This is a genomic window from Streptomyces sp. QH1-20 (genome assembly GCF_041283565.1).
Taxonomy (GTDB): Bacteria; Actinomycetota; Actinomycetes; order Streptomycetales; family Streptomycetaceae; genus Streptomyces; species Streptomyces syringius.
In genome coordinates this window covers 6,601,166-6,621,861 of the sequence record NZ_CP166299.1, presented here as the reverse complement: position 1 = coordinate 6,621,861, position 20,696 = coordinate 6,601,166, and the positions used below count along the sequence as shown (strand labels likewise).

The following is a 20,696-nucleotide window of genomic DNA, read 5'->3' as shown; positions in this document are numbered from 1 at the left end:
GGCAACAATGAGTCAGGTTTCCAAGGTCCTTTCCATAGCCAAGGGAGAGGTCGGCTACAAGGCGGAGCGCGCTCCGGGCGAGCGACCGAGCGGCCATCAGAAGTACTCGGGCCAGGTTCCCGGCCTGGGGTGGTCGAACTTTCAGCCGTGGTGTGCGACTTGGGTGAGCTGGGTCGCCATGAAGGCCGGTGTCGCCAGTCTCTTCCCGCGTACCGCAAGCGTGTGGACCGCGATGCAGTGGTTCAAGCAGCGGTCGAGGTGGAGCGAGTACCCCGCCGTCGGAGCCCAGGTCATTTACGGCACGAGCGGCAGCACGCATACCGGGATCTGCTACGCGTACGACGAGACGTACATCTACACCTACGAGGGCAACACCTCGCTGACCAACGACGCCAACGGCAACGGCGTCATGGCGCGGCAGCGCCACCGTCGCGACTCCTACGTGCACGGCTACGGCCTTCCGGAGTACGCCGAGGGCATCGTCACCGCGGACCCCTCGAAGAAGGGGACGACCGGCTACACCTACGCGGCGAAGGCGGCGGGTTCGACCAGCAGCTCGGGCGGCTCGACGAGCACGAGCAAGTACAGGATCAAGAAGGGGCAGACCCTCGGCGGCATCGCGGCGGCGCTCGGCGTCTCCCTGGCGGCGCTCCTAGCCGCCAACCCTGGCATCAAGGACCCGGACGTGGTCCAGCCGGACCAGGAGATCAACGTTCCGGCGAAGCCCAAGCCCCCGGCCAAGCCGGAGAAGCCGAAGCCGACCGAGAAGCCCAAGCCTCCGGTCGAGAAGCCGAAGCCTTCAACGCCCGAGTCCGGCGGGGGCACTTACACGGTCTCCAAGGGGGACTCGCTCTCCTCGATCGCCAACCGCTTCGGGGTGAGCCTGAACCAGCTCATGAGCTGGAACCCCGGCCTGGCCGCCAACCCCCACCTGATCTACCCCGGCCAGAAGGTGAAGGTCCGCGGTGGCAAGCACGCGGCCACACCGGCCCCCGTGAAGGAGTCGAAGCCTCGTGAGCAGTCTCGTCCCTCGAAGCCCGTCTCGAAGCCTGTTGCGCCTGCGGTTCAAAAGCCCTCTCAGGATGACCGTCTGGCCCGCATCGAAAAGGAGCTGCGAGAGGTCAAGGGCAAGCTCGATGAGGTCTCCGGGAAGCTCGACAAGCTGACCCCGAAGCCCGACCGGAAGCCGGTCGAGAAGCCGAAGCCGGACGTGAGCGAGAAGCCCGAGCCCGCGAAGCCGGCCGTGCCGGTCCAGCCCGAGGTCTCGACGCCCACCCAGGTCCCCGTCGTCCCCCAGCTCGTCATCCCGACCCCGGAGGTTACTCATGCTCCGTAAGCACGTCGTGCGCCTGCTCGGCGCCCTGGCTGCGCTGACTCCCTGGCTGGTCGCGCAGTTCCCGGACATCCCATGGGAAGCACTGATCCCGTTCTCGCTGGCCCTGCTGGGCGGTGCCGAGGTCGCACAGCGGGTCGAGGACCAGAAGACTGATACAGCACTCTCCGAGCCGTCTCCTGACGAGACCGCTTCGGCGGCACACCTCCGTCTCGCCCTGTACGAGATGGAACACGCTTCCAAGGGTGGGACCTTGGGGGGATAGATGAGAGCGCCCATGAATGAATGAACTAACCGCATGACAATGGTTGGTACAAAATGGGTACAAAAAAGAGCCGGGGCCCCACGCGGGGCCCCGGCTTTTGGTGTATCTGCTACTCGTCGAACTGCTTCACGGCCTTGTTCAGGATGGGGAGCTTGCTCGGGCAGTGCTTCTTGTAGACGGCCCGGTAAGCGTCCTCCGCAGCCTTGTCGGCCCTGGCGTTGGTCACGCCGTTGTCGACGGCGAGGACGCTAATGGTGATCAGGTCGGCGCTGACCTCTGCCACTGCGGTGGCCTCGTCCTTGGAGTCAGAGCACATCTTCTTGACGGACAGGCTCCGCAACTTGCCCTCGCTGATCCAGCCGCCGTTGTCCTTCACCGCCCGAGCCACGAGACCCGGCGCGGGGTCGGTCGGCTCGCTCGCCTTCTCGTCGTTGCCACCGTTACCGCAGGCGGAGAGGGCAGTCGTCAGCCCCAGGGCCAGAATGGCAACGAGGGCGGTCTTTCTTATGTGCATATGGTCAATCTACCGACATATGCGTCAGTACCGACAACGGGTGTAAGGCCGTCCCCGAGACAACGAAAGGGCCCCTCAGAACGGAGGGGCCCTCACGTAGGAACTGGGGCTACTCGACGGGTTCTGCCTCGCCCAGCTCCGCCTTGTCCAAGTCGATCCAGTGTCCCGCCGACCAGCGGCGGGCCAGGTCCGCGTACCGCCCCTGCACCATGCGGTTGGGGCGCCTCTGTGGCATCTGGCTGGGGCTCACAGTAGGTCAGCCAGGGGGTTCTTGGACGCGTCTGCCGTCTGGCTGGCGGGGGCGTTCTTCGACGTCCCCTCGCTCTTCTTCCTGACCGCCTTTTTGGCGGGGGCCTTCTTCGTGGCCGGCTGCTTGGGCCCGGTGCTGGCCGCCCGCTTCCGGGGCACTGGCCGCTCCGTCTGCGCGGGGACAACGGCGAGCTTCGGCCGCTCCTCGGGCTGCTCCTGGTGCTCGTCCTCACCCTCCTGCTTGGCATCGACGAAGCGCAGCATCACAGGCTTGGGCCCGCCCTTGGCGGCGCCCTGCCCTATCTCCATCACCACGTCCGGCATCTTCTCGACGGCCGCGGTGAGTGCGTCAGCGTTGCCTCGGGTACCGAGTGAGCGGAGGATCAGAGTGCGGGTGGCCTCGCCGCCGTAGCGGTGCAGCGCCTCCCTGACGATCTGCTCGACCGTCTTCATTTGTCGCCCCGAGCCCTGTCGGGCTTCGTTGATGAGCTGTTCAGTGCAGTTCATTGAGTACTCGATCATCGCGTGAGCGGCCTTCCACGCCTTCACGGAGATCACGGTCTTCCGCTCGGCGGCCACCAGGAGACATGCGATCCGAAGAAGGTTCTCGTCTCCTCGCACGATGAAGCAGGCGGCATCTTCGGGCATCGACGCAATGCGGTCATCGAACTCACGGCGGTACGCGCCGTGCAACTTTGCCGCCTCCGGAGACAACTCCATCTCCCGGACCTTCTCCCGCGCCCACCGGTAGGCGCGGGTGAGTGCTGGGGTTTCCTTCACAGCGTCCAGCGGCTTCTTGATGTCGTCGGGGAGGCTTTGAGACTGCTTCACCAGGAAGTGCGGGATGCGGTTGAACGCACCGCCCAGCGCGAACTCTGGCTTGACGAGGGGCGCCCACCGGCCCGGCTGGATGTGAACGTGATAGCCGAGGAGAGGTACGTCGACCCGCTGTTCCTCCCTCTTACCTCCCTTGCCCTTGGTCGTGTTCACCACGGCCTCACCATCCCAGGCGTTGATGAGCTGGTCGTGGTACGTCGCATCCCGATTGGCGCGCTTGAGGATCGACGCCCACTCCCCTTCCGTGATCATGACGCGGCCATCTCGACCGCCTTCCGAGGTCAAGGACTCCTGCTCGACCTCGAACAGTGCTGTCACCAGCGCCGGGCCGCTACTGATGCCCTTGCGCATTCGCGTGGCCAAGAAGCCGCCGATGGACGGTTCCAGGATGGCCCGCGCGGTACTCAAGGCGAACCCCTTGCGCCCCGCCCTCGTAACCCCTACCAGGGCCGACCAGAAGACAGTCGGCCGGCCGCTGGGCTGGAAGACCTTGCCAGCCACCGCGGAGGACCATAGGGACAGGGTGGCTGCGTACACGCCGATCGGGTCTGCCTCACTGTGCGGCATGGCCGCTGCCACTGCCTTCCCCAGGGGGCCGTACTGCATTTTCCGGAACTGCTCGAACTGCTCGGCGCTCATGGTGGGTTGTTCTTCCTTCGAGGTCTAGGCCGCGACGGCGGCAGTGGTGGCGGGGGTGAACAGGTCCGCGAAGTACGCGGCGAACCGGTCAGCGTGCTCCTGGCACAGGTCGTAGCTATCCGAGCCCACGGTCAGCGCCGTAACTCCCTTGCGCTCCGTGCCCTTTGCACGGCACCCGTCGCAGACGATCTCTTCGATGACTCGTCGCGCCATTTCTTTCTCCTCCATTCCGAGAGGCCATAGCCAAGGGGCCGGATCACCGGCCCCCGACTAAGGCCCCTCGGATCACTTCTGGGCGTGAACCTGGTAGGCGTACCGGCCGAACGGGGTGATGTCTCCGCGCTCGTCGATGAACTCAAAGTTCAGGAGCCGCTTGGCGGACACAGCGAAGCCCGTCACCTTCCCGCCCTTACCTCGCGGGAGGTCACCAACGAGCTGGCCGAGGATCTTGAGGTTGCTGTCCTGGAGTGCGTTGACCCGCTCCAGAAGGGTCATGTCCTCGATGCGCGCGGTGCGCTCGCAGCCATACCCCTCGCGCTTGTGCCAGTTCTTCTCGCGGCCCTGGGGCACCGGAAGCGGCTGATAGTGCGTGGCCGCCTCCTCTTCACTCACGATCACGTCAGACTGCGAAGTCGGATCAGGTGTGGCGGCAGGGGCGGGCGAGGACCCCTCACCGGCCGCCATGCGGTACGCCTCCTGGATGGCGGCCGGGATGCGGCCCCGGTCGTTGACCTCGAAGCCGTTCTCCCTCGCCCAAGCCCGTACGGCCTGGGTGTCCAAGGTGTTCTTGGGCCTGGCAGACGACCGCGAGGCGGGGCGGCCGGCCTCGCCCTGGGCCCTCCTTCCTGCGGCCAGATACGGGGCCAGGACCGAACGAAGCTGATCCTCGTTGGTGTCCGTCAGGTCGATCTCGAACAGGGCCCCATCTATCCCGAACTCCACGGTCCGGATGACGCCCGGCTCTGTGGTCTCCGTGCCGTCGAGGTCATCGATGTAGGTGGTGACGAGCTGCTGCGCCATGACTATTTCTCCTTTGTGGTGCCTGATCGGTTGTCGATCAGCCATGACAAAGGGCCCGGCAGATGCCGGGCCCTTCACCAAAGCTGCTCGCGTCAGCCGTACTGCTCTTCGTACATCGCGGTCTCTGCCGTGCTCAGCCGCGCCAAGACTTGATCGACCAGGACAGTCGGGAAGTCCAAGAGGCTGTGTGCCTCTTCCGCTCCGCACGTGAAGAATGTGGGCGCATCGTGCCCGGCGATCGTGAAGTATGCGGCGCCGTCGTCGTCCGTCCAGATGTTGAGCCACATCGGGACCGTCATCTCCAGGAACGAGTCGCAGTCGTCCACCGGGCAGGGGTAACGGGTCAGGTTCTCGCTCATTCGCGGTGCGGCCTTTCGTATCGCCATGATCTGTACTTCGTCCGCCCGGCTTGCCGTGCCCGTGTAGGTAACGGCGATCATCCGAGGGAAGTCTTCGAGCGGGTTACGTCCGTCCTCCAAGATGCAAGGGCGGGTGACTGCCCGCTTCTCGCCCTTCAGGCGAAACTCGACCTGCCAATGCGTGATTTCGTCGTTCACTGCCGAACCTCACCAGCCTGCGCCCAAGCGGCTTGCGGGTGCTGCTCCAGGCGGCCAGGCGGCACGGTGACCACCTGGTTCGTTCCGGCTTTGCGCACCTTGTAGCGGCCGTCCGGACGACGCCGTTGGACTCGACCGGCCGTGAGTACCGATCCGTCACCGCGCTTGATGAAGACGTAAGCGCCCTTCGTGTAGGTCACGCTCACAGCCCCACCTCTTCGGGCCCGGCCTGGAAGAACGCCATGTGCAGCGTCTTGATCTCCTTACGCCTTGCCCGCCGCTGCGGTCGGTTGAGGGTGCCAGGCAGCACCATGACCGCGCGGTCGATCAACAGGTGTGGTGAGCGGTTCCGGACGTGTACAGCGCATCGCTCGCACGCAGCCCACGGGTCCGCGAACACGTGGGTAAAAGGGCCGTCCTGCATGACGATCGCTTTGACCGTCTCGAAGGCGGTCGAGGGGTGGTCTGCGGAGCAGAAGTCACAGCTCCCCCGGAGCCGGCCGGGGTCATTGGGTACCGGCACGGGATCGTGGTCCCACTCCTTTCCGACCCATGCCGGGTGCTTGTAGGTGACAACGCCCGTTGCGAACGGCATGAACGGGTCGAGCGGCGTACAGCAGGTGTCACACATCTTCGGCTCGAACATCACGCCGCCACCGCCCGAACATCCGCGATGACCTCGCGCCGGGCGCTGATGTACGTCTCAGCAGCTCGCCGCACGAGGACGGACACCACCTTCGGCTTGTCGTGGAAGCGCGAACGGCTGACGTGCTCCCCGATCGCGTCGAACAGGTGGCTTATCGCTCGCATCCTGGTCTTCACGTCGTCGTGATGGGCGGCGTCCTCCGCCGCGTCGAGAACGGAGTCCTCAAGCTCGATGTAGTCCTTGATGCGGCTCACTTGCTGCCCCCCATGCTCCACTCGTTGAACTGCCGCTGTATGTCGGCCATGACGTACGTCATGGTCATTTCGTCGCGCCAGTACTCGGGTCGGCTCGCCTTGCCGACCCAGTACAGTTCGCGGCTGGTGAGTACGAACGAACCGTCAGGGTCGGCCGTCTCCAGGGCCTTCCAGGCAACCCACAGGCCGTTCGCTGCGTGCGCGGACTTGGTGGCCCGCCGCGCGGCTGCAACCGCGTTGCAGAGGCTTTCTCGTGCTCCGTCATCAAGCTTGAACCTGATGTGTTCAAAGTCGGTCATCTTGTGTTCCCTTCGCTCGGGCCTAGGCGGGTCCTAGAGGCTCGACACCAGAGGCTCACATCTCAACTTGAGCCCCTGATATCCAGCCGCTAGGCGTCAGCAGGTACTTACGAAGTGCCAGGTACCGGCCCCCTCGTAGAGGGCGGTCTCACCGCACAGGAGCCGGTCTTGCGCCTCACTGATCGCGATGGCTCGCATGTGGGAGTGATACTCCTGCGGCAGGTTCTGCCAGTAGTGGTCTTCCTGCTCGATGATGTACGCGGCGTACGCGTTCTCCTCCGGGCCCAACTCCTCTGTGACAGAGCCGATGTACTGGTCTTGGCACGTCTCGTAGAGGTCTTCCGTGGGCACCTCCCCGTGGAAGTGGTTCACCACCACGGCGGGGAAGTCATCGAGTGCGAGCGCGATCAAGTGCAAGTCTTCAATCGACTCGTACTCTCCGAGCTGGATACCACCAAAGCCGTCGTAGTCATGGATCGCGAACTCTTCCGCGCCAGGTATCGGGGAGGACTCCAACATGAGCTGGATCTCATGGTGGATCGATTCGGGGTCCTGCGTGGCGTCGATCCATTCGCCGTGATGGATGTCGTGGTTGTAGGCCGCGAGGCACGCGGCGTAGATCTGATGCATGGTTAGCGAACCTTCCGAACATCTTTGAGGGGGATCACGTGCATGTCGTGGGAGCGGTCAACTGGCTTGCTGTCGTATGAGCCTTGAATGACTGCGTGCGTGATGTTGTCGCGCTTCATCTTGGGGGCGCCGTAGACGACTCCCCGGATGGTTCCGGAGAGCTTGTGTCCGTACATCGAGCGGTATTCGACGCGTAGGCCGATCTCCACGCTTGCGGGGGTCATGCGCTCCGATACCTCCGCTTACTCAGGTTCAACTCAACGAATGCGGACGGGAGTCCGTAAGAGGCCGCGTACGCGACCGCTGCCGCGTAGTCGTCAAAGCGTCGGTGCCACTGCGGGCCGATGTGAGCGACGTACATTCGGTGTCCTTACTTGTGAAGGTTGCAGGGGAAGTCAACGCCCATTGCGCATACGCAGTTCTCCAAGTCCCAGCGTTCGCAGTAGTCGCAATCAAAGGGCGGGTTCGTTCCGCAAGCGCATTCGTCGGCCATTACTCCCCATCTCCAACAAGGGGGGCGTGTCCGTGAAGAACCGCGATGTGCCCGAGGTATTCGGCCGCTTCCTTGAAGACGGCTTCCGCTTTGTCGCGCGCTACGTCGCTAGCGTCGGAGGCATTCGGAGCCCATACATGAAAGGTCACGGGGTCGTCCTGACCGAAGTCGCGTACGTCGTCAGCCCCGGACTCCCACCAGTCCGATTCCCAGTCCATGACGACCGTGTAAGGCCGGTCACATCCCCGGCCGGCCTGAGTCTGGGCCTGGAACTCCCCCAGCAGCGCCCGCAGTAGCTCTTGGTGGTCTGGGCCGGTGCCGTTAAAGCGCCACTGGCATTCGTGCCACTTGATGCGCTGGATAGCGTCGCGGAGCACCTTGGAAGCAACCGATTCGTTGACCGGCACCGGGCAGACATGCCGCTCGTTCTCGCAATGACCGCAGTACACGTCGCCATCCGGGCCCGCGTCGTAATCCGACGGGTATGCCGCGAGGTCCATCTTGCAACCCGAGCACTCAACTATTCCGGTCCACTCGTTAACCCGCATCACTTGCCACCCTTCACGGTCACGCTATCCACGAGCGAGTCATAGACGCTGTGCAGGTACTTTGCTTCTTCCTCGACGGGGACTCCGTCCCAGAATTCGCCCGCCAACCCCTGCGCTGCTTCCTCGTTCTCCGCTTCGATCTGAAAGCGGTAAGTGGCCGTCTGGTAGACCTCAATCTCGTATGTCTGCATGATCAGCGACCCTCAATCAATACGCCGTTGTGGTCGATTCGGGCGGAGCCGGTAAGGAACCCATCGGCGGCGCCATGCCCCTTGCAGGGAACCCACACGCCAACGTGGTCGCCATTGATGTATTGGATGGACCCGCGATAGATACCGGCCTCACGGCCGGTGTAGGGGCAAGCAGTGAGCTTGACCCGGACGCGCTTCCCCACTCGGAAGCTGTTCAGGTCAAGGTCTGTCATGTGTCGGATCGTCATCACGTCTTGCCTTTCGTGTTCACTCTCTTCGGCTCTGAGAGTCCATAGTCAGGCTCACATCTCAACTTGTGAACCTGCCTAAAGCCGCTCAGTGCTCGATTAGACGCACCCGCATCGTGTGGTGTGGGTCGCTCAACTCCCAATCGCCGTGGTCGTCGCAGTAGGACGTAGAGAGCCAACGGCGGTCCCCGTAGCGCTCCATATCAATCCAGCGGGTTGCCACGTTCATGCAGCCCATCGTTCGGCAACCGATGCGGCCATCCGGGAGCGCGCCTGTGTGCTGGACTCCACCCCTATTCGTCTGCTTCCCCACGACTCAGACCCCCAGCTTTGCGCCGCCGTGCGGCCAGCGGACCGGATAACACGTCTCACAACCGCGCTGGATCTCTCGCAGATCCGATGCAGCCGGGTACAGCCCCATGTGTCGGAGGCCGTCAACGTAGTTCGGGATGCACTCGCAATCACGCTCGCGCTCGCGCTCTGCGCAGTCATAACAGACGCGCCCAGACGGATACTCGTCCGTCTTAATCCACGTAGAACAGTCCATGCATTGGCTGTATCCAAGCGAGGCCAACGCCTCTTCCACGTCACAGCTTGAGCAGTTGGAGCAGTGCGGCACTTCCGGCATTTCCCGGATCACGTCATCAGCGGTCACGTCGTCGGGGAGCCGGTACAGGTCTTCAATCATCCGTACCGCGTTGTCCCACTCGATCTCGGACAGCCGCTCATCATCCAAGACAGGGTAGTGAGCCAGCGATGCGCTGATCTTCCGCGCTATCTCGTGCCCGGCACGGCTGGATGCGTCCCACACAATCCACCCCTTGTGGCTGTAGGTCTCCACACCAGCGGCCTTGAATGCGCTCAGCGCGCTTTCACAGTTGACCCTGATTCGGTTTTCGGAGCAGTCGCATTCGTAGTAGTTGTGGAAGTCCCACACGGTCAGGGGCTCACCCGTGCCGTCGTCCACCATTCCGAACCCCCGCCACCCAAAGTCAATGGCCAGTTCCGCCATGTCGTACAGGTCCGGGGCGTACCGCGAGGTGTCGGCATACTCCCGTGCGAAGTCGTTGAACTTCACGTCAATGATCACGCTCATGATGTGTGTGTGTCCCTTCCGGTCACTCTTGCCTATTGCTAGAGCGCCATACCCACACCCTCAGATGTCACATCTCAACTTGAGGGCATGAGTAAAGCGCGCTACCGCTTACCTATACGTGCCCCCTTGGATCTCGTGAACCTGCCACGGCTGTAATCTCCAATGATCATCAGCGCTCACCATGCGCAGCCACGCCCCGCGTTCTCTACGCATTGATCTCGCTCGCTTCCTGAACGGGCTTGAATCCTGCCCATTCCCTATTGATTCCGATCATGCACGCACCACACCGGCCATGCATGACTCCCGTATCAGACCACGGGCCAACGTATCGAGCCTGACGCTCAATACCCCACAACTCACACACAGCACAGTGCATCGTGTGCGCCTTTCTTTGCTGGTATCAGAACCCCTCTGACACTCACCCCCACACATCCCATGTCGCGCACTTAGAGACGCGTTCAAGGCCCATGGAAGTATCAGTTCCGCAGTACCCACCACGCTTGCCGTGCATCGGTTCGGGGTGTGTGAGAGTCAATTTCAGATGGTTACGGGGGTAGCTTCCCCGCTAGCTTGAGTGTCTGACCTATCCATTTCGGGCCGGTCAATGTCCCGCTATCCGCTCACGTAGCGCGCCGCTCATCGCAGGATTCACCCCGCTCCGGTACGCGCTCACTCCAGGGTTATTCGCTTCGCCCTGTGTGGCCTATGTGATGTCCCTAGCTGGTATCTCTGTAAGCCCTGTAGGGGCTCTTACACAGAGACCTAGCACTAGTTCCTAGGTTGGTTTGGGATCGGCCCTCAGAAGGGCCTTTCCGTTCGCTGTACGCATCCCCGGTTACTGATCTCCCGTTCCGCATTCTCGCTTAGCGAGTGGTACTGGGGGCGCTTCCCTGTGGGGCGTTCCTTGCGATGACCTAAAGGTGTCACATCTCCACGTGCTTCGCAACCACATGGACGCGCCAAGGCAGGCACCTCACTGCGACACGAATCCTTTATTTCAAAGGAGACGCGCGCGATTGCATAAGGCGCACGCACGGTCAATGCCCTTCAGCGTTGCATGTGTCACATCTCAACTCATGAAATACCCTCCTTCTGCACACGTGCCACCAATAGGCAAGGTCTCAAAGAGGGTGGATTATGTGGCGCTAGTCACGCAGGTATACCGCCCTTTAGGCCCCCCCTGTGTCCCATGTCACACCTATAGGGCGCTCCACTTGGCTAGCCGTCGGCCCACAGTGAGACTGATGTCACATCTCAACCTGTAACTTGACCACTATGCGCGGCAATGCAGGCTCCGGAATGGGTATGCCGTAACGGAGTGTCGCGCCTTGATTACCTACGGAATACGGTTAGTTCGTTCATTCCGAAAGGTATTCAGCGCTAGCCCGAATGTCATGACGGATACCTGGGTTCATTCGTGCCGCATTCATGCATGAACTAACGCTAATACAATGTGTGATACATGCCCGGGGGTAATACCTGTGCATTCATTCAAAGGACCCACCAGGGGTGCCTTCCTTCGATCATGTACGGGTATGAACTAACTAACCCGCAGCGTGGTTCGCGGCCCCCTGCCGGCCTCAGCTAATCCCCTGAACCCTTCTTCGAGCCCTTTAAGGGCCCCGGCAGCCCCCTTAAAGGTGACCTGGCTCACTCTTTGGAGGTTTCTAGTCCCCCAGATCGTCAGGTGACACCGACATTAATAGTGAGGGGGTTATATACCCCCGAACGTTCTGGTCAGGTCTGACCTCCGAGGCCAGAGTCGGCCTCTACGCCCGCCCCTCAGAGAGGGCGGTGGTACCTGCATTGGGGCGAGAATGAATGAACTAACCCTGATACAGACCGTGACACAAAGAAGGGGCCCCCAGAGGGGCCCCAGCTCTTGCAAAGAACTAACTAACCTCGTGGATCTCACGACACTCGTAGTAGTTCTGCATGTACCGGTTGCCGCCCGCCCTGCACGCGAGCCCGCCATCCTTCAGTCTCGCGAGCATCTCCCGCGGCATGACGCGTCCACAGCGGGTACATGGCCTGTCCCGCTCCTCCGTGATCCACTCTTCTCGCCAGTCAGGGTCGCCCTGATCGCCCAGGAGCTTGCCGACATCGAGCATCAGGTTCTCAAGAACCCCGGCTTCGTCCTCCAGGCCGGCCGCCAAGGCTTCATCCCTGCGCCGAAGCAGAGTCTCGATGATGGGGCCGCCCGCCATAAAGGGCCCCTTGGCCCGCAGGAACTCTTCGATGGTGTCCATGCCGGTCATCTTGCCCCAGAGCGCTGACACACCGGCCCTGCGCGGGCATCTATGCAGGTCAGCGCCCTTGTGTTACGGTTCGGACGTTGCTCCCCATGGCGGTGGCGGTGGGAAGGCCGAAACGGCGTGTCTTGCCGTCGGTTTCGTGCATGGGGTGGTGCGCCTCTCGTCCTGCTGGCGAAATCGCCGGTCGTGCGACAACACATGGTTCAACGAGGCGCGACACTCCGCCAAATCACTGAGTTTTGTCAAGCATTCCCGGGTCGCCGACCGCAAAAGGTGCAGGCAAATCGCCCATCGGCAGCGATTCGTCCACCACCCCTCGATGAATCGGAATCCGACCCACCGGTACCTGCGGCCCGCTCGCCTCGCGCAGCCAGCGCCGCAGCACCCGGTGCACCGCCTCCGCGCCGACCAGCTCCTCGCCCTCCTCGACGGGCGCGCTCAGCTCCTTCGGCCACAGCAGGAACGGCCGGCCCTGCTCGCCGCCCAGCCCGCCGTGCGAGCCGATCTGCTCCTCGAAGGCGTGCACCTCGCCGGTCGCCGGGTCATAGGCGGAATTGACCATGATGTCCGCCGTGTGAGGGAAGCCCGCCGTGCGCCGCACGGCCTCCTCGGCGCCGGGGCCGAGCGCCCGCAGCGGGCTGTCCTCGGCGCCCTCGCCGGTGTCCAGCCGGTGCTCCGCCCCGCCGGGGCCGAGGACGACGGGCCCGTGCTCCTCGGACCGCAGGAGCAGGAAGCCGATCCCCGGGTGGTCGGCGAGCGTGCGCAGCAGCCCGGGGTGCCGCTCCTCGATCAGCTCCCGGCTCACCCGGCCCGGCAGGTCGGGGAAGGAGACCAGGCCCAGATTGCCCGAGGCCAGCACGACCGGCTCCCGCCCGGCGCCCGGCGCGAGGCCGGCCCGCACCAGCTCCTCCAGGGTCAGGCCGTAGCGGGCCGCGAAGGTCTCGCCGGGGCTCTGCCCGTGATCGGAGAGGAGCACCAGGCGGTACGGGCGCGGGGCGTGCTCGGTGACCTTGGCGATCAGCTTGATGGCGCGGTCGAGGCCGCGCAGCACCTGGTGGGTGTCGCGGCCTCGGGGGCCGGAGTGGTGGGCGACCTCGTCGTAGCCGACGAGGTCGGCGTAGACGGCGGTGCGCCCGGAGAGGATGTCGCCGATGACGGCGGCGACGACCACGTCACGCTCGACGACGGTCGCGAAGGCGCGGACGAAGGGGTAGAGGCCGCCACGGCCGAGGCGGGGGTGCTCGCGGCGGAGCTTGGCGCCCACGGACTGGCCGATCTCCCGGCAGACCTCGGCGACGTAGGAGACGGCGGTGCGGGTGGCGTTGGCGGGGTCGGAGAAGTAGGCGAAGTAGCCGGAGCGGGAGCGGTTGTGTCTGCCGCGGCGGGCGGCGACGGACAGCACGAGGGCCAGCTGGTCGGCGCCGCCGCTGAAGAGGTTGCCGCGGCTGGCGCCGTCGGCGCTCAGCAGCCCGCCGTCCCGGGTGCGGGCAACCGCCCGGCGCTGGAGCTCGGCCGCGCCGGCGGGCCGCCCGCTGACCAGCACCTCGCCGGTCTCCTTCTCGTACCAGCGGAAGGCGGGCACGTCCTCGTTCGTGCCGTGCAGGATGCCGAGCTGGCTGGCGCCGGTCTGGCTGGACCAGTCGGTGCGCCACGGGGTGAGGCGGTGGCTGTCGGCCGCCCACCCGGCGACGGTCTCCATCAGCGGCGGCCTGCGGCGGCCGCCCGCCCCGGTGCGCGGCCGCAGGGCCTCGCACAGCACGTCGTGGCCCACCCCGTCGAGCTGGAGGAAGACCGTGCCGGGCGTGGTCCGGGGGCCGCCCTCGGCGCCCCGGCGGCGTCTTTTGCGGTCGGCGAGGCGGGCGAGGCGCCGCCGGTAGGCGCCGTCGTCGCGCACGGCGAGGAAGGTGCTGGTGGCGGACGAGGCCGCGGACATCACGGCGGCGACCACGACGGCGGTCTCCGGCTCGGCCGCGCCGTGGCCGACGGGCACCAGACGCAGGGCTATCAGCAGCAGGGAGCCGTTGAGGAAGAACACCAGCAGCCCGAGCACGAAGGCGGGCACGAGCAGCAAGGCCCGTACGAGCACGGGCCACACCAGCGCGCTGAGCACGCCGAACGCCCCGGCCCCGAGGGCGGCGGTGATCGCTGTGCGGGTGGTGCTCTCGCCGTCGGTGGACCGGAGCCGGAAGTCGGGCAGGACACCCGCGAGGAGCAGCATCGTGAGGGTGCTGACCGCCCATACGGCGACGACCCTCATCAGGGCTCCGCCCACGGTCCGCCATCGGGGCCTGCGCAACGCGATTCACCTCACGATCGCCGCCCGCACCGGGGGGACCCGGACTTCGGCGCCTCGGGCGGGCTCTCCTCCAGCGTGGCACAGCGGTGGTCCGGACGGCCGGGCCGCGGGGGGCGGCCCGGGGCGGCGGTGTCACCCCCGCCCCTCTCAATCCCCGTGGTGCACAGATCATTCCCGTCCCACGTGGCTTCGGTCCTCCCGCTGGGCAGGATGGCGGCATGACCTCCCTTCGCACCCCCCGACTGACGCTGCGCCGCTGGCGCGAGGACGATCTCGACGCGATGGCCGCCATCAACGCCGACCCGGAGGTGATGCGCTGGATCGGGGACGGTTCGGTGCGGGACCGGGCCGAGACGGCCGACGCGATCGCCGCGTGGGAGCGGGAGTGGGAGGAGCTTGGTCTCGGGCTCTTCGCCGTCGAGGTGCGCCAAAGTCGCCAACTGGCCGGTTTTGTAGGGCTGTCGGTGCCGCACTTCCTGCCGGAGATCCTGCCGGCGGTGGAGTTGGGCTGGCGGCTCGGCCGCCCGTTCTGGGGCAGCGGCCTGGCCACCGAAGCGGCGCGCGCGGCTTTGCACTTCGCGTTGCGCGACCGCGGTCTGGCCCGTGTCGTCAGTGTCCACACCGTGGGCAACGACGCGTCCGAGCAGATCATGCGCAAGCTCGGTATGCGCCGCGAGCGCGAGACGACACACCCGGTGCACGGGCTGCCGCTGTGCGTCCACGTCATCGAGGCGCGCTCCTGAAGTCCCGCGCGAGGACTAGGCTCGGGACGCGTACGCGCGTGACGGAAGTGACGTGGGAAGACGTGGGAAGCGATACGGGGAGGTGCCCGGGTGCCGGTGGAGATCACCTGGTGGGGGCATGCCACCGCGACGGTGGAGGACTCCGGGGTGCGGGTGCTGACCGATCCGCTCTTCGTCCGGCGGCTGGGGCATCTGCGCCGCCGCCGGGGCGCGCTGCCGCCCGCGGCGGCGGCCGTGGCGGACGTCGTGCTCGTCTCGCATCTGCACGCCGACCATCTGCACCTCGGCTCGCTGGTCCGGCTCGCGCCCGGCACCCGTCTGGTGGTCCCCCGGGGCGCGCCCGCCGCGGTGCCCGGGCTGCGCAAGGTGGCCACCGCCCGGGGCCTGCTGGTCAGTGAGGCCGCCCCCGGCGACGAGCTGACCGTCGGGGCGGTGCGGGTGCGGGCGGTGCACGCCGAGCACGACGGGCGGCGGCGCCCGTACGGGCCGCACCGGGTGCCGGCGCTCGGCTATGTGGTGCGCGGCGAGGCCACGACGTATTTCGCCGGTGACACGGGGCTGTTCGCCACGATGGCCGACGAGGTGGGCCCGGTGGACGTGGCGTTGCTGCCGGTCGGCGGCTGGGGCCCGTTCCTCGGCCACGGCCACCTGGACGCCGGCCGCGCGGCGCGGGCGCTGGCCTTGCTCGACGCCGCGAGCGCGGTGCCGGTGCACTACGGCACGTACTGGCCGATCGGCATGGACGCGGTGCGGCCGCATGAATTCCACGCGCCCGGCGAGGAGTTCGTCCGCCTCGCGGCGCAGCTCGCGCCGAAGGCGACGGTGCACCGGCTGGCCCACGGCGAGTCGGTGCGGCCGACGGAGGCCGTGTGATCGGGTCACTGGCCGAGGCGGTGACGCGAGCCGTGCCGCCGGAGTCGACACAGCAGGCGGTCGGCTATCCGTCGCTGTTCCTGCTGGTGGTGCTGGGTGCGCTGGTGCCGGTGGTGCCGACGGGCGCGGTGGTGAGTTCGGCGGCGGTGGTGGCGTTCCACCAGAGCTCCCCGTTCTCCCTGCTGTGGGTCTTCCTGGTCGCGGCCGCCGCGGCCTTCCTCGGTGACCTGGCGCTGTACGGGCTCGGGCGGCGCGGCGTCGCCTCGCGGGGCGGCTCGCGCTGGCTGGCGCGGCTGCGCGAGCGGGCCGCGCCCGAGCGGCTGGCGCAGGCACGGGCGGGACTGGAGGAGCACGGGGTAACCGTGCTCGTGCTGTCCCGGCTGATGCCGGCCGGGCGGATCCCGGTGATGCTGGCCTGTCTGCTCGCCCGGATGCCCGCCCGCCGTTTCGCCCGGGGCGCGCTCCCCGCGGCGCTGGCGTGGGCGGCCACGTACCAGGTCATCGGCGTCCTGGGCGGCTCCCTGTTCGCCCGGCCGTGGCAGGGCGTGGTCGCCGCCGTCGCCCTGACGGTGGCGGTCGGCGCGGCGCCCACGGTGTGGCGCCGGCTGCGGCGCGGCTCCGCCGGCTAGGAGTGTCGGCCGCACCTCCGCGGCGCGGCGGTGTCCTCAAACGCCGGACGGGCTGCTGTGCCTTGTCCTCAATCGCCGGACGGGCTGGTATTGCCCGCACCGCGGGAGGTCAACCGCCGGCGAGTTCACCGAAGACCGAACCCAGGAGGCTCAACGCCTCCCGCACCTCCGGCACTTCCAGCGGGTCAGGGGCGTCGAAGGCCCGCTGCCGCTGTTCGTCGGTGGTGCCCAGCAGCGGCGGTGTGGACAGCCGGACCCGCAGGTCGTCGGGGCTGTCGCCGAAACGGTGGCCGCCGGGGACGGGCCGGCCGAGCCGCGCGCTGAGGTGCGTTTCCAGGTCGACGGAGTCGGTGATGCCGCGGGCGGCCAGGGGCGCGCGCAGTTCGCCCAGGTCGGCGTAGAGATAGGGGCCGGTCTGCGGGGGTCGGCAGAGCACCCCGGCGGCGGAAAGCCGCTCCCGGGCCGCGGCGGCGAGGGAGCCGTAGAGGTGGGACAGGGCGGCGGCCCGGGCGCGGATGGGCTGGGGCTCGCCCAGCGCGTAGGCCGCGGCGGCGGCGATGGGGGGCGGCAGCTCGGCCCGCACGGCGGTGAGGGCCGAGGTGACCCTGGCCCGCAGGATCGGCCCGCGCCCCTGCGCGGGGAAACGGGCCACGGCGGCGGGCCAGGCGGTGGGAGTGAGGGAACCCGCGAGGTCGGTGAGGACCACGACATGACCGGGGATCATCTCCGCCGGCCCGACGAAAACGGTGCCGTGCGGGTCGTGCCGGGTGTCGCGCCACGTCTCGTCACTGATGACGGTCAGCTCCTCGGCGACGGCGGCCTCGCAGACCTCGTGCAGGATCTCGGGCGGGGCGACGGTGCCGGTGGGGTCGTCGGCGACGGACAGCAGCAGCACCCGCGGCCTGCCGCCCTCGGCACGGATCCGCCCCACGGTCTCCAGCATCGCGAACGGATCGGGGACGCCGCCGCTCTCGGCCGTGACGGGCACGTGGTACGCGGACCGCCCGGCGAGCCGGGCGAGCGGCCCGTACCCGGCGGCACACGGCCGGGTCAGCAGCACGTCCCCGCCCGCCGCCGCGAGCAGCGCGAGCAGCAGGGGCTCGGCGCCCGGGGCCGCGATGACATCACCGGGCGCGGTGGGCAGTCCGCGCCGCGCCCAGTACCCACAGGCGGCGTCCCGCAGCTCGCTCCCGCCCCCGACGGCCTCGGGCCCGGTCCGCCCGGCCGCCTCCGCGACCCGCGCGGCGAGCTCCGCCAGCACGGGCAGCCCGCGCTCCGGTGCGGTGAGAGCGGGAAGCGGCGGAAAATTCGCCTGCATCCGTTACCTCCACCTCTTGCCTGGCCAGCCTCTACCTTCGCAGGCAGCCCCGCCACTCAGCGGGTGCCCCGCCGGTGCCGCTGCGCGGCGGGCTTTGACCGTTGCCGCTGCGTGGGGCGGTGTCCGCTGCGCGAGGCTGTTCAGGTGCGGTGTCGGGCCTCCGCGGGCCTGTTGTTCGGGCGTAAAGCGAAGCAGCCCCACCACAGGCCACCGCAGGCCCGGCACCGACCTGTACAAGCCCCGCGCAGCGGCACCGCCCCGCGCAGCGGAAACCCACGCGTGGAAACAGTCAAAGACCGGGTACACGTTTGCGCATGCGACGTGTACTTGGTGCGTGGGACCGGTCAGTGTTCAAGATGGTTGCCGGCAGGCATTGGCCTGGGGGTGACCGTGTGCTGCCCAGGCTGTCGCGCAGCGCCGATCACGGAGCGTTGTGGCTCGGGCTGGCGGCAGGGGCCGCGGTGGTGGGCGGGCGGCCCGTGCGGCGGGCGGCGCTGCGCGGGGTGGCGTCGCTGGCTGTCGCGTCCGCGACGGTCAACACGGTCGCGAAGGCGTCCGTGCGCCGTCACCGGCCGTTGCTGGACGCCGTGCCGGTGATACGGCAGCTGGCCCGGCAGCCGTTCACGACGTCCTTCCCCTCCGGGCACTCCGCCTCCGCGGTGGCGTTCGCGACGGGTGTCGCGCTGGAGAAGCCGGCGTGGGGGCTGGCCCTGGCGCCGATCGCCGCGTCGGTGTGCTTCTCCCGCGTCTACACCGGTGTGCACTACCCCGGGGACGTCCTGGCGGGCGCGCTGCTGGGCGCGGGCGCGGCGTTCGCGGTGCGGGGGCTGGTGCCCACGCGGGCGCAGCTCGCGCCACCGGCCCGGCCGCGCGCGAGCGCCCCGGCACTGCCCGGCGGCGAGGGGCTCGTCGTGGTCGCGAACGCGGGCTCCGGTCAGCGGGCGGCGGTCCGGGCGGACGTGGCGGAGCAGGTGCGCGCCGTGCTCCCGCTCGCGGAGGTGGTCGAGTGCGGTGCGGAGGACGACGGCGAGCCGCTGGAGGAGGCGCTGAAGGCGGCGGCGGCCCGCGCGGCGGAACTCGGCGGGGCGCTCGGCGTCTTCGGCGGTGACGGCACCGTCAACGCGGCGGCGGCCGTCGCGCGGCGGTACGGGCTGCCGCTGGCCGTACTGCCGGGCGGTACGTACAACCACTTCGCCTACGACCTGGGCATCGAGTCCGTGGCCGACGCCTGCCGGGCCGTGGAGACCGGGGAGGCCGTGGCGGTCGACCTGGTGCGGTTCAGGCCGACGGACGACGCCGCGGACGCGGACACGACGAAGCATTTCCTGAACACCTTCAGCATCGGCGCGTACCCGGAGCTCGTGCGGGTGCGCGAGCGGTGGGCCCCCCGGATCGGGGCCTGGCCGGCCGGGGTGCTGGCGGCGGTGCACGTGCTGAACTCGGCGAAGCCGGTGCGGCTGTGGATCGACGGCCGGGAGCGGCAGCTGTGGATGCTCTTCGTCGGCAACTGCACGTACCGGGGCGTGGGCCTGGCCCCCGTGCGGCGTCACGACCTCGCCGACGGGATCCTCGACGTCCGTCTGGTCTACGGCGGCCGGCTGGCCCGCACCCGGCTGCTCGCGGCCGCGCTGACGGGCGCGCTCCGGCATTCGCCGGTGCTCGGCACGGCCCGGGCGCGGCAGTTGCGCATCAGCGGCATCCGGCCCGGTACGCACCTGGCGTACGACGGTGAAATCGCCCCGGCACCGCACGCGTTGACCATGGCGAAGGAGAACGAAGGGCTGGTCGTCTATCGACTGCCCGAATGACGAGACAGCTCTCTCGCGATCCGAGACGAGCGCCTACGGTGGCGGGACCAGCCCCGCGGACATCGAGGGAGTCGTCATGTCGCACGAGACCGCCGTCTACACCCACGGACACCATGAGTCCGTCCTGCGTTCGCACAGCTGGCGCACCGCGGCGAACTCCGCCGCGTATCTGCTCCCCGAGCTGCGGCCGGACATGGTGGTCCTGGACATCGGCTGCGGGCCGGGCACCATCACGGCCGATCTGGCGGAGCGGGTGCCACAGGGCGCGGTGACCGGTCTGGACGCGGCCGCGGGCGTGCTGGAGCGGGCCCGCGCCGTCGCCCGTGAGCGCGGTCTGGACAACGTCCGCTTCACGACCGGTGACGTCCACGCGCTGGACTTCCCGGACGACTCCTTCGACGTCGTCCACGCCCACCAGGTGCTCCAGCACGTCGGCGACCCGGTGGGCGCGCTGCGCGAGATGCGCCGGGTCTGCCGCCCCGGCGGGATCGTCGCCGTCCGGGACGCGGACTACGCGGCCATGACCTGGTACCCGCGCGTGCCGGGGCTGGACGCCTGGCAGGACCTGTACCAGCGCGTCGCCCGCGCGGGTGGTGGCGAACCCGACGCGGGGCGCCTGCTGCTGGCCTGGGCGCGGCGGGCGGGGCTCACCGATGTCACCGCCGGCGCGAGTACCTGGTGTTTCGCCGGCGAGGACGATCGTGCCTGGTGGAGCGGGCTGTGGGCGGACCGCACGGTGGCGTCCACGTACGCGGGGCTCGCCGTGGACGGCGGCCACACGGACGCTGCGGGGCTCGCGGACATAGCGGCGGCCTGGCGGGAGTGGGGGCGGCAGGAGGACGCGTGGTTCGCCGTGCTGAACGGCGAACTCCTGTGCCGGGTATGAAGGTCGGGGATGCGATGGAGGGTGAAGCGGTCCCTCCCCAAGATCTCCGTGCGCCAACTAGCCTTGTTC

25 protein-coding genes and 1 pseudogene are annotated in these 20,696 nt (G+C 67.7%); 7 read left to right on the top strand and 19 right to left on the bottom strand.

Going from position 1 to position 20,696, the window contains the following annotated elements; genetic code table 11:
- The first annotated feature begins 7 nt into the window (after positions 1–7).
- Together AB8O64_RS29750 and AB8O64_RS29745 are read left to right on the top strand one after the other, a co-directional pair.
- Complete coding sequence (locus tag AB8O64_RS29750) at positions 8–1,336, top strand: LysM peptidoglycan-binding domain-containing protein (protein ID WP_370422482.1); 1,329 nt, start codon at positions 8–10, stop codon at positions 1,334–1,336.
- Entirely contained in the window at positions 1,326–1,598 is a 273-nt protein-coding gene (locus AB8O64_RS29745) for a hypothetical protein (RefSeq protein WP_370422480.1), read from the top strand. The genes AB8O64_RS29750 and AB8O64_RS29745 overlap by 11 nt, the downstream gene beginning before the upstream one ends.
- Positions 1,599–1,707: 109 nt before the next feature.
- Here AB8O64_RS29745 and AB8O64_RS29740 read toward each other — a convergent pair whose 3' ends face one another.
- The 18 genes and pseudogenes from AB8O64_RS29740 to AB8O64_RS29655 all read right to left on the bottom strand — a co-directional run bounded on the left by AB8O64_RS29740 (position 1,708) and on the right by AB8O64_RS29655 (position 14,331).
- A complete protein-coding gene (locus AB8O64_RS29740; RefSeq protein WP_370422479.1) occupies positions 1,708–2,112 on the bottom strand; it encodes a hypothetical protein in 405 nt (134 codons plus the stop codon).
- Positions 2,113–2,221: 109 nt separating this feature from the next.
- A complete protein-coding gene (locus tag AB8O64_RS29735; RefSeq protein ID WP_370422477.1) occupies positions 2,222–2,347 on the bottom strand; it encodes a hypothetical protein in 126 nt (41 codons plus the stop codon).
- An 11-nt stretch (positions 2,348–2,358) separates the two neighbouring features.
- Positions 2,359–3,837 carry a hypothetical protein gene (locus AB8O64_RS29730; RefSeq protein WP_370422476.1) on the bottom strand — a complete coding sequence of 493 codons (1,479 nt, stop codon included), beginning with the start codon at positions 3,835–3,837 and terminating at the stop codon, positions 2,359–2,361.
- Positions 3,838–3,861: 24 nt separating this feature from the next.
- Entirely contained in the window at positions 3,862–4,050 is a 189-nt protein-coding gene (locus tag AB8O64_RS29725) for a hypothetical protein (RefSeq protein WP_370422474.1), read from the bottom strand.
- A gap of 459 nt (positions 4,051–4,509) precedes the next feature.
- A pseudogene (locus tag AB8O64_RS29720) lies at positions 4,510–4,857 on the bottom strand (Lsr2 family protein); the annotation flags it as partial.
- 92 nt (positions 4,858–4,949) lie between these two features.
- Positions 4,950–5,414 (bottom strand): hypothetical protein, encoded by a 465-nt coding sequence (locus AB8O64_RS29715; protein ID WP_370422473.1) that lies wholly within the window; start codon positions 5,412–5,414, stop codon positions 4,950–4,952.
- Positions 5,411–5,614: a hypothetical protein gene (locus tag AB8O64_RS29710; protein WP_370422472.1), complete on the bottom strand. Its 204-nt coding sequence runs from the start codon at positions 5,612–5,614 to the stop codon at positions 5,411–5,413. The genes AB8O64_RS29715 and AB8O64_RS29710 overlap by 4 nt, the downstream gene beginning before the upstream one ends.
- A gap of 2 nt (positions 5,615–5,616) precedes the next feature.
- Complete coding sequence (locus AB8O64_RS29705) at positions 5,617–6,060, bottom strand: hypothetical protein (protein ID WP_370422470.1); 444 nt, start codon at positions 6,058–6,060, stop codon at positions 5,617–5,619.
- On the bottom strand, positions 6,060–6,314 hold the full coding sequence (locus AB8O64_RS29700; protein WP_370422469.1) for a hypothetical protein: 255 nt from the start codon (positions 6,312–6,314) through the stop codon (positions 6,060–6,062). Before AB8O64_RS29700 ends, AB8O64_RS29705 begins: the two co-directional genes overlap by 1 nt.
- Positions 6,311–6,613, bottom strand: a complete 303-nt coding sequence (locus tag AB8O64_RS29695; RefSeq protein ID WP_370422468.1) for a hypothetical protein — start codon at positions 6,611–6,613, stop codon at positions 6,311–6,313. The genes AB8O64_RS29700 and AB8O64_RS29695 overlap by 4 nt, the downstream gene beginning before the upstream one ends.
- Before the next feature lie 96 nt (positions 6,614–6,709).
- Positions 6,710–7,243: an antirestriction protein ArdA gene (locus AB8O64_RS29690; RefSeq protein ID WP_370422467.1), complete on the bottom strand. Its 534-nt coding sequence runs from the start codon at positions 7,241–7,243 to the stop codon at positions 6,710–6,712.
- A gap of 2 nt (positions 7,244–7,245) precedes the next feature.
- Entirely contained in the window at positions 7,246–7,467 is a 222-nt protein-coding gene (locus tag AB8O64_RS29685; RefSeq protein WP_370422466.1) for a hypothetical protein, read from the bottom strand.
- Positions 7,468–7,735: 268 nt separating this feature from the next.
- Positions 7,736–8,236, bottom strand: coding sequence for a hypothetical protein (locus tag AB8O64_RS29680; RefSeq protein WP_370422464.1), 501 nt, complete (start codon positions 8,234–8,236; stop codon positions 7,736–7,738).
- Between the two features lie 47 nt (positions 8,237–8,283).
- Entirely contained in the window at positions 8,284–8,475 is a 192-nt protein-coding gene (locus tag AB8O64_RS29675) for a hypothetical protein (protein ID WP_370422463.1), read from the bottom strand.
- A gap of 2 nt (positions 8,476–8,477) precedes the next feature.
- A complete protein-coding gene (locus tag AB8O64_RS29670; protein WP_370422462.1) occupies positions 8,478–8,708 on the bottom strand; it encodes a hypothetical protein in 231 nt (76 codons plus the stop codon).
- A 331-nt stretch (positions 8,709–9,039) separates the two neighbouring features.
- A complete protein-coding gene (locus AB8O64_RS29665; RefSeq protein ID WP_370422461.1) occupies positions 9,040–9,819 on the bottom strand; it encodes a hypothetical protein in 780 nt (259 codons plus the stop codon).
- Positions 9,820–11,711: 1,892 nt separating this feature from the next.
- Positions 11,712–12,068 carry a hypothetical protein gene (locus AB8O64_RS29660; protein ID WP_370422460.1) on the bottom strand — a complete coding sequence of 119 codons (357 nt, stop codon included), beginning with the start codon at positions 12,066–12,068 and terminating at the stop codon, positions 11,712–11,714.
- 235 nt (positions 12,069–12,303) lie between these two features.
- Complete coding sequence (locus AB8O64_RS29655) at positions 12,304–14,331, bottom strand: phage holin family protein (protein ID WP_370422459.1); 2,028 nt, start codon at positions 14,329–14,331, stop codon at positions 12,304–12,306.
- Between the two features lie 257 nt (positions 14,332–14,588).
- Between AB8O64_RS29655 and AB8O64_RS29650 the strand changes: the two genes are divergently transcribed.
- From AB8O64_RS29650 to AB8O64_RS29640, 3 genes are all read left to right on the top strand, one after another.
- A complete protein-coding gene (locus AB8O64_RS29650; RefSeq protein ID WP_370422458.1) occupies positions 14,589–15,113 on the top strand; it encodes a GNAT family N-acetyltransferase in 525 nt (174 codons plus the stop codon).
- Between the two features lie 90 nt (positions 15,114–15,203).
- Complete coding sequence (locus AB8O64_RS29645) at positions 15,204–15,986, top strand: MBL fold metallo-hydrolase (protein WP_365216380.1); 783 nt, start codon at positions 15,204–15,206, stop codon at positions 15,984–15,986.
- Positions 15,983–16,615 carry a DedA family protein gene (locus AB8O64_RS29640; RefSeq protein ID WP_370422455.1) on the top strand — a complete coding sequence of 211 codons (633 nt, stop codon included), beginning with the start codon at positions 15,983–15,985 and terminating at the stop codon, positions 16,613–16,615. Before AB8O64_RS29645 ends, AB8O64_RS29640 begins: the two co-directional genes overlap by 4 nt.
- Positions 16,616–16,724: 109 nt before the next feature.
- Here AB8O64_RS29640 and AB8O64_RS29635 read toward each other — a convergent pair whose 3' ends face one another.
- Positions 16,725–17,933 carry an aminotransferase class I/II-fold pyridoxal phosphate-dependent enzyme gene (locus tag AB8O64_RS29635; RefSeq protein ID WP_370422453.1) on the bottom strand — a complete coding sequence of 403 codons (1,209 nt, stop codon included), beginning with the start codon at positions 17,931–17,933 and terminating at the stop codon, positions 16,725–16,727.
- Between the two features lie 314 nt (positions 17,934–18,247).
- Here AB8O64_RS29635 and AB8O64_RS29630 point away from each other — a divergent pair, with 314 nt between their 5' ends.
- A complete protein-coding gene (locus AB8O64_RS29630) occupies positions 18,248–19,741 on the top strand; it encodes a bifunctional phosphatase PAP2/diacylglycerol kinase family protein (RefSeq protein WP_370422452.1) in 1,494 nt (497 codons plus the stop codon).
- A 76-nt stretch (positions 19,742–19,817) separates the two neighbouring features.
- Positions 19,818–20,627: a class I SAM-dependent methyltransferase gene (locus AB8O64_RS29625; protein WP_370422450.1), complete on the top strand. Its 810-nt coding sequence runs from the start codon at positions 19,818–19,820 to the stop codon at positions 20,625–20,627.
- The last annotated feature ends 69 nt before the right edge of the window (positions 20,628–20,696 follow it).

What these genes read in the sequence shown, in the direction of transcription:
- AB8O64_RS29750 (WP_370422482.1), top strand. Translation starts at nt 8, where the DNA reads ATGAGTCAGGTTTCCAAGGTCCTTTCCATAGCCAAGGGAGAGGTCGGC.
- AB8O64_RS29745 (WP_370422480.1), top strand. Translation starts at nt 1,326, where the DNA reads ATGCTCCGTAAGCACGTCGTGCGCCTGCTCGGCGCCCTGGCTGCGCTG.
- AB8O64_RS29740 (WP_370422479.1), bottom strand. Translation starts at nt 2,112, where the DNA reads ATGCACATAAGAAAGACCGCCCTCGTTGCCATTCTGGCCCTGGGGCTG.
- AB8O64_RS29735 (WP_370422477.1), bottom strand. Translation starts at nt 2,347, where the DNA reads ATGCCACAGAGGCGCCCCAACCGCATGGTGCAGGGGCGGTACGCGGAC.
- AB8O64_RS29730 (WP_370422476.1), bottom strand. Translation starts at nt 3,837, where the DNA reads ATGAGCGCCGAGCAGTTCGAGCAGTTCCGGAAAATGCAGTACGGCCCC.
- AB8O64_RS29725 (WP_370422474.1), bottom strand. Translation starts at nt 4,050, where the DNA reads ATGGCGCGACGAGTCATCGAAGAGATCGTCTGCGACGGGTGCCGTGCA.
- AB8O64_RS29705 (WP_370422470.1), bottom strand. Translation starts at nt 6,060, where the DNA reads ATGTTCGAGCCGAAGATGTGTGACACCTGCTGTACGCCGCTCGACCCG.
- AB8O64_RS29695 (WP_370422468.1), bottom strand. Translation starts at nt 6,613, where the DNA reads ATGACCGACTTTGAACACATCAGGTTCAAGCTTGATGACGGAGCACGA.
- AB8O64_RS29690 (WP_370422467.1), bottom strand. Translation starts at nt 7,243, where the DNA reads ATGCATCAGATCTACGCCGCGTGCCTCGCGGCCTACAACCACGACATC.
- AB8O64_RS29685 (WP_370422466.1), bottom strand. Translation starts at nt 7,467, where the DNA reads ATGACCCCCGCAAGCGTGGAGATCGGCCTACGCGTCGAATACCGCTCG.
- AB8O64_RS29680 (WP_370422464.1), bottom strand. Translation starts at nt 8,236, where the DNA reads ATGGACCTCGCGGCATACCCGTCGGATTACGACGCGGGCCCGGATGGC.
- AB8O64_RS29675 (WP_370422463.1), bottom strand. Translation starts at nt 8,475, where the DNA reads ATGCAGACATACGAGATTGAGGTCTACCAGACGGCCACTTACCGCTTT.
- AB8O64_RS29670 (WP_370422462.1), bottom strand. Translation starts at nt 8,708, where the DNA reads ATGACAGACCTTGACCTGAACAGCTTCCGAGTGGGGAAGCGCGTCCGG.
- AB8O64_RS29665 (WP_370422461.1), bottom strand. Translation starts at nt 9,819, where the DNA reads ATGAGCGTGATCATTGACGTGAAGTTCAACGACTTCGCACGGGAGTAT.
- AB8O64_RS29660 (WP_370422460.1), bottom strand. Translation starts at nt 12,068, where the DNA reads ATGGACACCATCGAAGAGTTCCTGCGGGCCAAGGGGCCCTTTATGGCG.
- AB8O64_RS29655 (WP_370422459.1), bottom strand. Translation starts at nt 14,331, where the DNA reads ATGAGGGTCGTCGCCGTATGGGCGGTCAGCACCCTCACGATGCTGCTC.
- AB8O64_RS29650 (WP_370422458.1), top strand. Translation starts at nt 14,589, where the DNA reads ATGACCTCCCTTCGCACCCCCCGACTGACGCTGCGCCGCTGGCGCGAG.
- AB8O64_RS29635 (WP_370422453.1), bottom strand. Translation starts at nt 17,933, where the DNA reads ATGCAGGCGAATTTTCCGCCGCTTCCCGCTCTCACCGCACCGGAGCGC.
- AB8O64_RS29630 (WP_370422452.1), top strand. Translation starts at nt 18,248, where the DNA reads ATGCGACGTGTACTTGGTGCGTGGGACCGGTCAGTGTTCAAGATGGTT.
- AB8O64_RS29625 (WP_370422450.1), top strand. Translation starts at nt 19,818, where the DNA reads ATGTCGCACGAGACCGCCGTCTACACCCACGGACACCATGAGTCCGTC.